Source organism: Duganella sp. LjRoot269, from assembly GCF_964254095.1.
Taxonomy (GTDB): domain Bacteria; phylum Pseudomonadota; class Gammaproteobacteria; order Burkholderiales; family Burkholderiaceae_D; genus Rugamonas; species Rugamonas hordei.
Genome location: NZ_CAXUSL020000001.1, coordinates 6,393,027 through 6,406,196, shown reverse-complemented (window position 1 = coordinate 6,406,196; position 13,170 = coordinate 6,393,027). Strand labels below are relative to the sequence as shown.

Annotated in this window: 12 protein-coding genes; 5 read left to right on the top strand and 7 right to left on the bottom strand. The window is 65.0% G+C overall.

All coding sequences use genetic code 11. The features are described 5' to 3' along the window. Position 1: 1 nt before the first annotated feature. The 4 genes from ACSQ3S_RS28670 to ACSQ3S_RS28655 are packed head-to-tail and all read right to left on the bottom strand — an operon-like array spanning position 2 to position 3,750. Positions 2-883, bottom strand: a complete 882-nt coding sequence (locus ACSQ3S_RS28670; RefSeq protein WP_436144504.1) for a lysylphosphatidylglycerol synthase domain-containing protein — start codon at positions 881-883, stop codon at positions 2-4. Beyond that, positions 880-1,725 carry a glycosyltransferase family 2 protein gene (locus tag ACSQ3S_RS28665; RefSeq protein ID WP_436144503.1) on the bottom strand — a complete coding sequence of 282 codons (846 nt, stop codon included), beginning with the start codon at positions 1,723-1,725 and terminating at the stop codon, positions 880-882. The genes ACSQ3S_RS28670 and ACSQ3S_RS28665 overlap by 4 nt, the downstream gene beginning before the upstream one ends. A 4-nt stretch (positions 1,726-1,729) precedes the next feature. Next, entirely contained in the window at positions 1,730-2,107 is a 378-nt protein-coding gene (locus ACSQ3S_RS28660) for a GtrA family protein (RefSeq protein WP_436144502.1), read from the bottom strand. Then, positions 2,104-3,750 carry a hypothetical protein gene (locus ACSQ3S_RS28655; protein WP_436144501.1) on the bottom strand — a complete coding sequence of 549 codons (1,647 nt, stop codon included), beginning with the start codon at positions 3,748-3,750 and terminating at the stop codon, positions 2,104-2,106. The genes ACSQ3S_RS28660 and ACSQ3S_RS28655 overlap by 4 nt, the downstream gene beginning before the upstream one ends. Between ACSQ3S_RS28655 and ACSQ3S_RS28650 the strand changes: the two genes are divergently transcribed. Both ACSQ3S_RS28650 and ACSQ3S_RS28645 read left to right on the top strand, forming a co-directional pair. Beyond that, positions 3,743-4,285, top strand: coding sequence for a colicin D domain-containing protein (locus ACSQ3S_RS28650; RefSeq protein ID WP_436144500.1), 543 nt, complete (start codon positions 3,743-3,745; stop codon positions 4,283-4,285). The genes ACSQ3S_RS28655 and ACSQ3S_RS28650 overlap by 8 nt on opposite strands. Next, on the top strand, positions 4,269-4,568 hold the full coding sequence (locus tag ACSQ3S_RS28645; protein ID WP_413448055.1) for a colicin immunity domain-containing protein: 300 nt from the start codon (positions 4,269-4,271) through the stop codon (positions 4,566-4,568). The genes ACSQ3S_RS28650 and ACSQ3S_RS28645 overlap by 17 nt, the downstream gene beginning before the upstream one ends. Before the next feature lie 76 nt (positions 4,569-4,644). Here ACSQ3S_RS28645 and ACSQ3S_RS28640 read toward each other — a convergent pair whose 3' ends face one another. Next, positions 4,645-5,535, bottom strand: a complete 891-nt coding sequence (locus ACSQ3S_RS28640) for a sulfurtransferase (RefSeq protein ID WP_436144499.1) — start codon at positions 5,533-5,535, stop codon at positions 4,645-4,647. A gap of 228 nt (positions 5,536-5,763) precedes the next feature. Here ACSQ3S_RS28640 and dnaE point away from each other — a divergent pair, with 228 nt between their 5' ends. Continuing rightward, entirely contained in the window at positions 5,764-9,309 is a 3,546-nt protein-coding gene (gene dnaE, locus ACSQ3S_RS28635; RefSeq protein ID WP_436144498.1) for a DNA polymerase III subunit alpha, read from the top strand. A 7-nt stretch (positions 9,310-9,316) separates the two neighbouring features. Here the strand turns inward: dnaE and ACSQ3S_RS28630 are convergent, their stop codons facing one another. Then, on the bottom strand, positions 9,317-9,550 hold the full coding sequence (locus ACSQ3S_RS28630; RefSeq protein ID WP_353405097.1) for a DUF6139 family protein: 234 nt from the start codon (positions 9,548-9,550) through the stop codon (positions 9,317-9,319). 40 nt (positions 9,551-9,590) lie between these two features. After that, positions 9,591-10,565 (bottom strand): VirK/YbjX family protein, encoded by a 975-nt coding sequence (locus tag ACSQ3S_RS28625; RefSeq protein WP_436144497.1) that lies wholly within the window; start codon positions 10,563-10,565, stop codon positions 9,591-9,593. A 365-nt stretch (positions 10,566-10,930) separates the two neighbouring features. On the opposite strand from ACSQ3S_RS28625, the gene ACSQ3S_RS28620 reads away from it, so the two are divergent. Next, entirely contained in the window at positions 10,931-12,553 is a 1,623-nt protein-coding gene (locus ACSQ3S_RS28620; RefSeq protein ID WP_436144496.1) for an ATP-binding protein, read from the top strand. Beyond that, on the top strand, positions 12,543-13,154 hold the full coding sequence (locus ACSQ3S_RS28615) for a response regulator transcription factor (protein WP_436144495.1): 612 nt from the start codon (positions 12,543-12,545) through the stop codon (positions 13,152-13,154). The genes ACSQ3S_RS28620 and ACSQ3S_RS28615 overlap by 11 nt, the downstream gene beginning before the upstream one ends. Positions 13,155-13,170: the final 16 nt, after the last annotated feature.

The window sequence follows — 13,170 nt, the reverse complement described above, 5'->3', positions numbered from 1 at the left end:
ATCAGGGCCTTGTGTGTCGGATGCGGGCGGCCAGCGCGAGGCCGGCCAGGAACAGCAGGGTCAGGGCGACCAGCGCCAGCGAGCGATACAGGCCATACGCGGCCGAGCCGCTGCCGGCCAGGCTGGCCATGACGCCGCTGGCGAACAGGCCGGCGAAGCCGGACCAGCCGTCGGCCATCAGCTGGATGAACAAGGCCAGCGCGGCGATCTCCAGCACCCAGATCAGCAGCGACACCAGCAGGAAGCCTGCCAGCCGGCCCTCGACCGCGCGGTAGATGGCCAGCTCCAGCTGGCGCAGCGCATGGCTGGCGCGCAGCAGGCGCAGGCCGCGCGTGCTGTGGCTGCTCAGCACCAGGTGCCGGTTCAGGTAGACGAAGGTCTTGGCCACGGCGAACAGCGCGGTCAGCGCGAAGGCGCTGACGACGACGAACAGCACGAACACCAGCCGCATCGCCGGCGGCACGTCGACCCGCAGCAGATACAGGCCGAGGATCAGCGTGGCCAGCACCAGCACGTCGCCGAAGCGTTCGGCCAGCCACACGGCCAGCGCTTCGCGCCGGTAGTCGTAGACGTGGAACAGCGCGGCCAGCCGCAGCACTTCGCCGATCTTGAACGGCAGCAGGCTGCTGGGGAAGGCGGTCAGCGCGTGGGCCGCGGCCAGCGCCGGCGCCTTGTCGCGCTGGTTCAAGGTCAGCAGCGCCAGCCGCAGCATGCGCGACAGATGGGCCGCGCCATACAGCGCGCAGACGGCCAGCAGCAGCGGCGTGTCGCCGTGGCGCAGCAGCTCGGCCACCGGCGTCCAGTGCATCAGCAGCCACAGCGGCACCAGCAGCGCCAGCGCGGTGCAGTAGGCCGGGACCAGCCGGGGCGCCGCGCGTATCATGGATGCGAGCCTGCGGCGGACGGCTTGTCCTGTACCGGCGCCTGGTTGTGGACGATCTGGCCGGTATAGGCGTCGATGGCGCGGGCGCGCAGGTCGCGCCGCAGGAAGCCGCCGCGTCCCAGCAGGAAGCCGCCCAGCAGCGACAGCACCTTGAAGGCCTGGCGGAACAGCCGCACGTTCGAGACCTGGTCTTCCTCGCGCCAGCTGATGGGGAAGAAGCGCGCGCGCTGGCCGCGGTGATAGCTGGCCAGCAGCATCACGTAGTTGAAGGTCAGGTCGTCGGGGAAGCCGCGATAGTAGAACTCGCGCAGCGCCGCCAGCTTGTACAGGTTCAGGCCGGAGCCCAGGTCGCTGATGCGGCGCCAGGCCACCAGCGAGAACAGCTTGTTGTACACCACGTTGCCGACCGTGCGCAGCGTCGAGTAGCCTTGCAGGCGGCTGCCGCGCATGAAACGCGCGCCCAGCAGGCAATCGGCGTCCAGGTGCGCGCCTTGCTCCAGTTGCGGGATCAGGTCGGCGATGCTGGCCTGGTCGTCGCCGTGCAGCACCACCAGGTAGTCGTAGCCCTGCTCGATGGCGTAGCGCATGGCGGCCTTGTGCGAACCGCCCAAACCGTAGTTGTCGTCGTTGCGCCAGGCGATGAAGTGGCAGCCGGTCAGCTTCTCGCGGCCGCGCTCGATGGCCGCTTCCAGCGTGCGGTCGGGCGAGCGGTTGTCGACCACCATCACGGTGTCGATCCAGCCTTGGACGCGCTGGTCGAACTGGTCGATGACGCGCACCAGCTGCGCCTCGCAGCGGTAGGCGGGAATGAAGACCAGGATGCGTGGACGGGGTGTGTTCATGGTTTTATGGTGCTCGCATGGTGCGGGTCAGCGTCTTCATGAAGATGAAGTTGGTGACCAGGTTGAACGGGGTGATGAAGATCTTGGCGACCAGCGGGTTGGGCAGCGCGGCCGCGACCAGTCCCAGGATATGGGAGTAGGCGAGGATGGACAGCAGCTGGTAGCCCCAGTAGATCAGCAGGTAGCGCCCGCCGCGCGGCCCGCTGTGCTGGAACACCGACTTGAGCGAGGTGAACCAGACGAAGGTGACGCCGGCGTACGACGACGCGATATTGGCCAGCGGCGCCGGGCAGCCGGCCAGCTTGACCAGCAGCGTGAAGGTGGCCATGTCGCACAGCCAGCCCAGGCCGGACAGCGCGACGAAGCGCAGCAGCATCGTCATTTCTTGGCCGCGCGGCGCGCGAGGTAGTCGGCCTTGACGCGGGCCATGGCGGTGTCGAGCTGGTCGCCGTCGTACAGCCAGATCTGCAGGCGGTCGACCGGACAGGCCTGGACGCGGCTGGGCGGCGGCAGCAGCTTGCCGATGGTGTCCGGCGTGTAGTCGAACTGGCCGCCGGCGCCGTTGTCGCGCAGCAGCGCGAAGTTGTAGTGCTGGTGCGCCGGATAGTTTTGCGGACGCAGCAGCGGACCCAGGGTGGTCACCCAGAACATCGGCACCGTGTCGTTGGTGGTGATCGTGACCGGATTGTGGCGCGGCAGGTAGTAGCTGATGGCGCTGCCGTTCCAGTAGTCGCCGATGCCGGCCTTGAGCGGGAAGCCGCCGGCCTCGATCGCCTTCAGGCAGTCGGCCACGTTGCTGGCCATGTCGACGTTGGGTTGTTGCTGGCGCGTGACCTGGACGGCGCCGGCGACGATGACGGCCGCCCCGAGCACGGCGCCTACATGCCAGGCCAGCGCGCGGCGGCGGTGATGGTGGTCCAGCAGGATCACGGCCAGCACGCAGGCCAGCGTCAGCGGGAAGGTGAAGTAGCGGTAGGAGTTCAGGTCGCCGAAGCCGGACGACAGCACCGAGCCGGCCACGGTGACCGGCAGCGCCACGCACAGCAGCGCGGCGGCGGCGCCGTAGCGCCAGCCGAGATCGCCGCCCAGGCGCGGCCAGCGCAGCGCCGGGCCGGCCGGATCCAGCTCCAGCCGGCGCAGCAGCGCCACCAGCAGGTAGCCCAGCACCAGCAGCAGCACGACGGCCAGCGCCTGCACCCAGTGGTTGGACGGCGAGAACGCGGCGGCGGTGGCCTGCATGAACAGCTTGAGCGAGTTGCCGACCGTCTCGGGCGAGGCGTGCGCGTGGCCTTCGTAGGGGATGTTACGGATCAGCAGCGCTTCCAGCGCCGAGGCCAGCAGCTGCGAGGCGGCCAGCAGGCCGAGCAGGCGCCAGGCCTGGCGCCGCCAGCGCAGCGGCAGGTGCGACTGTTTCGGCAGCGCGATCAGCGCCAGCGCCGCCAGCACCACCAGCGGCGTGACGAAGGTCAGCGCGAACAGCCGGGTCGAGGCCTTGGCGGCGGCCATCAGCAACACCAGCAGCAGCGCCGTGCTCCAGCGCGGCGCGGCCAGGTGACGCAGCAGCAGGCCCAGCCCGACCAGGCCGGCCATGGTGGCGCCGAGGTGGTTGTTGGTGCTGTAAAAATAAAACCACATGCCCGAGGCGGACGCGGTCAGCGTCACGTAGGCCAGCAACAGCAGCAGCGCGGCCTGCGCCGAGCGGCTCAGTTGCGGCGCGACCTGGCGCGCGCACCACAGCGCGGCGGCGCCCAGCAGCAGCACCTGCGCGGCCGACACCGCGAAGATGCGGCCGGGCGCGTCGGGCCACAGCGGATAGGCGATCAGGTACAGCAGCATGTCGGGCACGAAGGCGGGGGCCTGGACGAATTTCCATTCCGTCCAGCGTCCGCCGTGCTGGAACAGGTCGGTGAACAGGGAATCGAGGAACAGCGTGTCGCTGTTCAGCGTGACTTTGAAGCGCAGCAGCGTGGCGGTGGAGGCAAGCAGCAGCCAGGCCGCCGCCAGTTTGATTTTTTCGATGGACATTGTTGTTGTGTTCGTTTCCGGCAGGGAATTGCCTGATTATAAAGCTTATCAGGCTTGCCGCAACGAACAGCAGTGTGCCGGCCGCTCAGTGCTTGACCACCAGTTGACATGGCTTTGCGCGATGTCACCATATATTGGCTTGTCCGTTGCATCATCTTCATTTGAACCTCACTGGCGTGGGCGATGTCAAATGGATATTAGTGAAGACAGATCAATTCAATTTCGGGTTAGGCAGCTTCAGCACACTTTTCGACATGCGGCGAGTTTTGGCATTGTTGGGAATGCAAATCGAAAGACGCTTTTCGCGTTCCAGTTGGCGTTGACGAGACATGTTGAGTCTCCCAAGACGATGCTGCGAAATGGGTATTATCGAAACCGCGCGGTCACACATTTTGTTGACATCGATTCCCGGTTGAATGTGATGCGTCTGCATAGTGGCGATTATCTTTCTGCTTGGCGATTGAGTTCACAGCAACTAGAGTGTTTACTGAGAACTGGCAGATTGGGAGGGGGACAGCATGAGCAAAGCAGTTGAAATGTACGGTGACTTGATAGAGCGCTTTTTGGGGCATAAGCTATCCATCGAGGAGTTCAGTACTACTTTCATGGAACGTTTTCAAAGCGAGACAGAACAACTGGATGAGCCGCTTTTTTTGTTACTGGATGAACTTTTTGGCGATGTCGATTCCACTACGGACAATCTTGAATTGTTGGCCGAAAATCCCGAGTTTTATATGGACAAAGAAGGGTTGGAAGTCAAAGCGAGAGATATCCTGCAACGGATGCGGGCGTGGCGCACCCATCGTGTGACAGCCTAGCCATGGTGGCGAATCAGAGCCGCGCATCACATAGCAATCAGCCATACAGCAACGGCGCCCTCGGGCGCCGTTTTCCTTATTCCTTGCTGTAGCAGTGCGGGCACGACTTCTCGTAGACATACTCCGGCGACAGCTGCTGGCGCGGGGTGACCACGGCGCGGCAGACGAAGCATTGCACGGTCTCGGTCGGTTCCAGTTTCGGGTTCAACGCGGTGCGGTAGTCGAACACGAAGCAGTCGCCGGTGTAGTGGGCGCCGCCGACTTCCTCGAAGTACTTGAGGATGCCGCCTTCGAGCTGGTAGACGTTTTCGTAGCCGATGTTCTGCATGTGGATCGCGGCTTTTTCGCAGCGGATGCCGCCGGTGCAGAAGGTGACCACGGTCTTGCCCTCGAAGTCGCCCTTGTGGGCGGCGATCACTTCCGGGAACTCGGTGAACTTCTTGATGCGGTAGTCGACCGTGTTGTCGAAGGTGCCGACGTCGACCTCGAAATCGTTGCGGGTGTCGACCATGACCACCGGCTTGCCGTTGTCGTCGACGCCGTTGTCGAGCCAGCGCTTGAGCGTATGCGCCTCGACGAACGGCGCGCGGCCTTCCTCCGGCTTGATCAGCGGCATGCGCATGGTGATGATTTCTTTTTTGATCTTGACCAGCATGCGCTTGTGCGACTGCTCGACCGAATAGCTTTCCTTCACTTCCAGGTCGGCGAAGCGGGCGTCCGCGCGCACCCAGGCCAGGTACTCGTCGATGTGCGAGCGCGGGCCGGACAGGAACATATTGATGCCTTCCGGCGTCAGCAGGATGGTGCCCTTGAGGCCGAGCCGCTTGCAGATGTCCTGGTACAGCGGACGCATCTCTTCGGTGTTGTCGAAGGTGACGAACTTGTAGGCGGCAATGTTGACGTGAGCGGCAGCGGCAGCGATGGCGGCGGCATGCGCTTCAGCTTGTAAAGCAGTATTAGCGTGCATGATGGGCAGGAGCAAAAAAAGTAAAGAGCCGACATTATACGCGTTTTTGCTGCCCATAAAACAGGCACGACAGAGGGCTTCAGTGTTAATATTATTACTACAAAAGTGGTAAAGGGACGGTGAGGGCTGACAGCACGTGCCAAGGATCTTGATCCCATCAAATCAGATTATCGGTCCGGGCCGCCGCACGGTAAAATAGCTGGTTATTGAACCAGCATCGAGCGGCGTATGAACATGGTAGCAAACGAACAAGAAGTGGCGGCAACTTCAGCGGTAGCCCCGGTCGGACCGGCTTTCGTCCATCTGCGGGTGCACTCGGAGTATTCCATCGTCGACGGCCTGGTCCGCATCGACGACCTGGTCGGCGCCGCCGCCAAGGACAAGCAGGCCGCGCTGGCCGTCACCGACCTGGCCAATATGTTCGGCATGGTCAAGTTCTACAAGGCCGCGCGCGGCAAGGGCATCAAGCCGGTGGTCGGCGTCGACGTCTGGATCACCAACGACGACAACCGGGAAAAGCCGTCGCGCCTGATGCTGTTCGCGAAAAACCGCATGGGCTATCTGCAGCTGTGCGAACTGCTGTCGCAAGCCTGGCTGACCAACCAGTACAAGGGCCGCGCCGAGATCCGCACCGAGTGGCTGGCCGAGCTGACCGCCAAGACCTATGCGCTGCTGCCCGACGACAGTCCGGCCAACGGCCTGATCGTGCTGTCCGGCGCGCACTTCGGCGACGTCGGCCAGGCCATCGAGAACGGCAACCCGGCGCTGGCCGAAAAGAACGCCGAGAAGTGGGCCAAGCTCTTCCCCGGCCATTTCTACATCGAGATCCAGCGCGCCGGCCAGGCCAACCAGGAAACCCAGGTGCGCCACGCGGTCGCGCTGGCGGCCAAGCTGGGCCTGCCGGTGGTGGCCACCCATCCGGTGCAGTTCATTTCCAAGGACGAGTTCATCGCCCATGAAGCCCGCACCTGTATCGCCGAAGGCGAGATGCTGGCCAATAACAAGCGCGTGCGCAGGTTCAACGAGCAGATGCGCTTCCTGTCGCAGGCCGAAATGCGCGAGCTGTTCCACGACCTGCCGGCCGCGCTGCAGAACTCGGTGGAGATCGCCAAGCGCTGCAACCTGACGCTGACCCTGGGCAAGCCGCAGCTGCCGAACTTCCCCACGCCGGGCATGACCATCGACGACTTCCTGCGCGCGGAAACCCGGAAGGGCCTGGAGGAGCGCCTCGAGCAGCTGTACCCGGACCCGGTCAAGCGCGAGCAGCAGCGCCCGCGCTACGAGGAACGGCTGGAGTTCGAGAACAACACCATCATCAACATGAAGTTCCCCGGCTACTTCCTGATCGTGGCGGAGTTTATCCAGTGGGGCAAGAACAACGACGTGCCGATCGGGCCGGGCCGCGGTTCGGGCGCCGGTTCGCTGGTGGCGTACGCGCTGAAGATCACCGACCTCGATCCGCTGAAGTACAACCTGCTGTTCGAGCGCTTCCTCAATCCCGAACGCGTCTCGATGCCCGACTTCGACATCGACTTCTGCCAGGAGAAGCGCGACCTGGTGATCCAGCACGTCAAGGACCTGTACGGCCGCGATGCCGTGTCGCAGATCGCCACCTTCGGTACCATGGCGGCCAAGGGCGCGATCCGCGACGTCGGCCGCGTGATGGACTTCGGCTACAACTTCTGCGACGGCGTGTCCAAGCTGATTCCGTTCAAGCCGGGCAAGCCGGTGTCGATCGCCGAGGCGATCGAGGAAGAGCCGATGCTCAAGGAGCGCCAGCAAAATGAAGAGGAAGTGGCGCAGCTGCTGGACCTGGCGCAGCAGGTCGAGGGCATCACCCGCAACATCGGCATGCACGCCGGCGGCGTGCTGATCGCGCCGGGCAAGCTGACCGACTTCTGCCCGCTGTACACGCAGGGCGGCGACGGCGGCGTGGTGTCGCAGTACGACAAGGACGACGTCGAGGCCGTGGGCCTGGTCAAGTTCGACTTTTTGGGCCTGACCACGCTGACCATCCTCGACCGCGCGGTGCGCTACATCAAGGCGCTCGATCCGAAGGAGGCCGATTTCGACCTGGCCAAGCTGCCGCTGAACGACCGCCCGTCCTACGAGCTGCTGACCAAGGCCAAGACCGTGGCCGTGTTCCAGCTGGAGTCGCGCGGCATGCAGGGCATGCTGAAGGACGCGCGTCCCGACCGCTTCGAGGACATTATCGCGCTGGTGGCGCTGTACCGTCCGGGCCCGATGGACCTGATCCCGGACTTCTGCAAGCGCAAGCACGGCGAAAAGTTCGACTATCCCGATCCGCGTACAGAATCCATTTTGTCCGAAACCTACGGCATCATGGTGTACCAGGAGCAGGTGATGCAGATGGCGCAGATCGTCGGCGGCTACTCGCTGGGCGGCGCCGACATGTTGCGCCGCGCGATGGGTAAGAAAAAAGCCGAGGAGATGGCGGAGCACCGCGAGATCTTCCGCGCCGGCGCGGCCAAGGACGGCCTGTCCGCGCAGAAGGCCGACGAGATCTTCGACTTGATGGAAAAGTTCGCCGGCTACGGCTTCAACAAATCGCACGCCGCCGCCTACGCGCTGCTGTCCTACCACACCGCCTACCTGAAGGCGCACCATCCGGCCGCGTTCATGGCGGCCAATATGTCGCTGGCGATGGAGGACACCGAGAAGGTCAAGATCCTGGTCGAGGACTCGATCGACATCTGCGGCCTGACCATCCTGCCGCCGGACATCAACAAGTCCGACTTCCGCTTCATGCCGGACGGCCCGCCGCCTTCGGTGACCGGCAAGAAGGTCACGCAGATCCGCTACGGCCTGGGCGCCTGCAAGGGCGCCGGCCAGAACGCGATCGAGGCCATCATCGCCGCGCGCACCGCCGGCGGCCCGTTCACCAGCCTGTTCGACTTCTGCAAGCGCGTCGACAAGAAGCAGATCAACCGCCGCACCATCGAATCGCTGATACGCGCCGGCGCCTTCGATTGCCTGAACATCGACCGCGCGATCCTGCTGGCCTCGGTCAGCTTCGCCATGGAGTGCGCCGACCAGGAGGCCAAGGCGGCCAACCAGGTCAGCCTGTTCGGCGGCGACGATTCCGACCTGGTGGCGCCGCCGGAATACGTCAAGGCCGCGCCGTTCACCGACCGCCAGAAGCTGGCCGAGGAAAAGATCGCGCTGGGCTTCTATCTGTCCGGCCACATGTTCGACTCGTTCGCGCCGGAAGCGCGCCGCTTCGCCCGCACCAAGCTGTCCGAGCTGGAGCCGTCGCGCGAGCCGCGCATGCTGTGCGGCGTGATCACCGGCATCCGTCCGCAGATGACGCAGCGGGGCAAGATCCTGATCGTCACCCTGGACGACAAGACCGCGGTGGTCGAGGTGACCGTGTATGCCGAGGTGTTCGAAGAGAACAAGCGCATGTTCAAGGACGACGAGTTCCTGGCCGTGGTGGGCAAGGTGTCGGAGGACCGCTTCTCGGGCGGCTTGCGCATCTCGGCCGAGAAGGTGTTCGACATCGTCACCGCGCGCGTCAACTACGGCAAGCAGCTGGGCATGGCCTTGCCGACCACGGTCGACGTGCGCAAGGTGGCCGAGGTGCTGGCGCCGCACCGCCACGCGGACGGCCTGCCGGTGTCGGCGCGCATCACGCCGCAAGGCGTCAGCTGCGTGCTGCAGCTGGGCGAGGGCTGGCGCGTGGCGCCGTCGGACGAATTGCAACTGGCGCTGCAGCAGGTGCTGGGCGCCAGGGATGTCGCGATCGAGTATTGATCAGTGATCAGAGCTGCTGGTTCACGCCGGTGATGGCGTATCCCTTGGCTCCGATCTGCTGCAGCGGGTGAACGATATGGTAGCGGGACAGGTCGTCCTGGTTGTCGTCGACTTCCACCTGCTGGGCTTCGGGGTGCCAGTCGGTATTGGTGGCTTCCTCGGGGATGGGCTTTCCTTCCGGCACAGCCAGATAGCTGTGCTTGCCCTTCGCTTCATCTCGGCAATAAATATCCACTCGCATGGTACCCTCCTTGGACGAAAAGGCCATGGTACCGGAATTTTTATGCCAATGCGTATTCGTCGCCGTCGCGTGCGCCGGGTGCCAAGGTGGAATAATTCTGGCTCAGCGGTGTCGGCACGGCCTCGAAGCGCGGCGCCTGCAGGCCGCCGCGGATGGCTTCGGCCAGCGCGGTCAGCGTGTCGTGGCGCTTGCGCGCCTCCGAGCGTTTCTTCGACGCGATGGCGGCCAGGTCCGGCGGATTGATCGCCTCGCAGTCCAGCTGGTAGTCGCCGTCGGCGCGCGGGCGCGCCTCCATCTCCTGCCACAGCGTATCGTAGTCGGCGTGCACCTTGCCCTGGCGGGTGGCGCCGCACACGGCGCGGTTGGCGTTGCCGACCAGCCGCAGCTCGGCGCAGCCGTAGTCGTGGCCGATCTGGCCCAGCAGCTTGACCATCATGTTCTTCGGCCGCAGGCCGTGCAGTTCGCGGGTCGCGTCCTTGATCAGCTGAAGGCCCTGCTCGCCCCTCGGCCCCTGCATGCAGCCTATGCCCAGCACCGTGCCGCGCTCGCCCTGGAAGAACGAGAACGCGCAGCTGTAGACCAGCTCGGCGTTCTGCATCAGTTGCAGCACCAGCTCGCCTTCGCGCTCCATCGGTTCGATCGCCCGCAGCCGGATCTGGTAGGGCAGGCCGGACTTGCCGCTCACGCCGCCCAGCACCACGGGACCGCGCGCGGCGCGCACCGTCAGCGGGCCCAGGCCGTGGCGGAACACGAAGCGGTAGTGCTGCCGCAACAGTTCGACGCGCTGCGCGCAGTCCATCGTGTTGCTCAGGTAGGGGCGGTAAATCTTGTAGACCAGTCGCGGACGGGCCTTGACCAGCTCGGCGAACAGCGGATGGGAATTGAGCAGCTGCAGCCAGCCATAGGTGGCCTGGCGGTGCAGGGCGGCGCGCAGCGACAGCTTGAGCGTTTCGCGCAGGTGCTTCAGGCCTTGAAAATCTGCTGCGCCGGAACGGATGGTGATTAAGTGCGACATCGTGACATCTCTCTTGAAAACGGGCTGCAAAGGGCTGTAGTGCGGCAGCTGCACGAGAGACACGACCTGCGGCGCTAGGGTGGGGCGCGGCGATCTGACAGGTTGAAACCTGTGTCTTCAAGTCAATGGGAGGTGCCATTACGATAAGCAACGAGTGTATCCATCGTGTAACGTAATGTAAATTGGGGTAAAGGCGTACGCATTCCACTTAATAATTGCGGCGCGCAATTCACTGCTGTGCTATAGAGGGAATGCCAAACCCTTAAGGGGTACACGTAGGTGGAAAAAGCAATGCGCGATGGGTTTTGCCCATGCATAATGCTACATTACGATACATCACACGCTACCGAACGCACTATCGCCCGATGGCCCACTCCCGTCTCCGCTACCTCGAATTTCCAGCGTTTATCGCGCTGTACCTGCTGTTCGACTGGGCCACCTATATCGATCCGCTGTACGGGCTGAACATCACGCCGTGGAATCCGGATCCGGCGCTGGGGCTGGTGTTCTGGCTGCGCCATGGCAGGCGCGCGGCGCTGCCCTGGTTCCTCGCGCTGGTCGGCGGCGACCTGCTGGTGAGGGGTATGCCGGCCGGCATGCTGGTGACCTTGCTGTCGTCGCTGTGGCTGACCGTGGGCTACGGCCTGATCGGCGTGGCGCTGCGGCGCCAGTTCGGCGGCGGCGGCGTGTTCGACAACCGCGACCGACTGTTCCGCTGGGTGCTGATCGTGGCGCTCGGCACGCTGGTCAACGACCTGGTCTATATTTCGCTGCTGTCGGCGGCGGGGCTGATCCCGGCCGGCAAGTGGGGCATGGCGGTGCTGCGCTTCGGCATCGGCGACATGGTGGGTGTGCTGGTGTCGATGCCGCTGATCTGGATGCTGTCGACCGCGCCTGGCCGCCAGCGGCTGCGCACCATCGTCTGGCGCGCCGAGACGGTGAGCTACCTGGCGCTGGCCCTGTTCGTGCTGTGGATGGTGTTCGGCACCATCGCCACGTCCGAGTTCAAGCATTTTTACTTCCTGTTCCTGCCGGTGATCTGGGCCGCGTTCCGCCAGGGCCTGTACGGCACGGCGCTGATGGTGTTCGCGCTGCAGGCCGGCATCGGCGCGCTGGTCAAGTGGAACCACGCGGTCGATATCGCCGTGCCGGAGCTGCAGATGCTCGACGCGATGCTGGCGCTGGTGGGCTTTTCGATCGGCATCGCGGTCGATGAGCTGCGCAAGGTCGCGGCCGACTTGAAGCAAACGCTGCGGCTGGCGGCGGCGGGCGAGATGGCCGCCGCGCTGGCGCATGAGCTGAACCAGCCGCTGACGGCGCTGGCCACCTACGGCAAGGCGTGCGAATACCTGCTTGAGCGGGGCGAGGCAGGCAGCAGCGAGATGCTGAAGAGCGCGATCCAGCGCATGATCGCCGAGTCGGGCCGGGCCGCCGAAGTGGTGCGGCGGCTGCGCGATTTCTTCCGCACCGGCGCGATGAAGCTGGAGCCGGTCGAGGCCGGCCAGCTGGTGTCGGGCATCAGCCAGCAGTTCTTCAGCCAGCTGCGCGAGCAGGGCGTCGAGCTGCAGGTGCGCGAGATACCGCAGCTGTCGGTGCTGGCCGACCGCCTGCAGCTGGAACTGGTGCTGCGCAACCTGATCGCCAACGCGATCGAGGCGGTGCAGGAGCAGCCGGCCGGCGCGCGCCGCATCACGCTGTCGGCCGAAAAGCTCGACAGCCAGCGCGGCTGCCTGCAGCTGTCGGTCGAGGACAGCGGCAAGGGCGTGTCGGCGGCGCTGGCCGCGCGCCTGTTCGAGCCGTTCGTGTCGTCCAAGGCCAGCGGCCTGGGCCTGGGACTGGTGCTGAGCCGCGCGATCATGGAGGCGCACGGCGGTTCGCTGTGGGCCGAGGTGGGCGACCACGGGATTTTCAGGATGGCGCTGCCGTTGGCGCGCAGCGGGGAACACAAGCCCGAAAAAGATGGAGAACAGGTGAGCTATGCAGCATGATTTGACCGTATTCATCGTCGACGACGACCCTTCGGTGCGCGACGCCCTGAGCCTGCTGCTGGGCGTGCGCGGCTACCGCACGGCGATGTTCGCCAGCGGCGAGGCCTTCCTGCAGGCGTGGCAGGCCTCGTGGTCCGGCTGCCTGCTGATCGATATCCGCATGTCCGGCATGGACGGCCTGAGCCTGCAGCAGGAGCTGACCGCGCGCGGCTGCCGCATACCGGTGATCATCATGAGCGGGCACGGCGACGTCAGCATGGCGCGCGCGGCGTTCAAGGCCGACGCCGTGGATTTCCTGGAAAAGCCGTTCGACGACGCCAAGCTGATCGCCGCCATCGACGAGGCGCTGGGCCGCGCCCGCGCCGACTACAGCGAGCGGCAGCGCCGCAGCCGCAGCCGGGACCTGCTGGGCGAGCTGACGCCGCGCGAGCGGGAAGTGATGCAGCTGGTGGTGCTGGGCCGCCACAACCGCGAGATCGGCCCGGCGCTGGGCATCAGCGTGCGCACGGTGGAGGTGCACAAGGCGCGCCTGATGAGCAAGCTGGGGGTCGACAACGTGGCCGACCTGGTGCGCATCAGCATGCTCGACGGCGAAGCCTGAGCCGGCCCTTCAACCC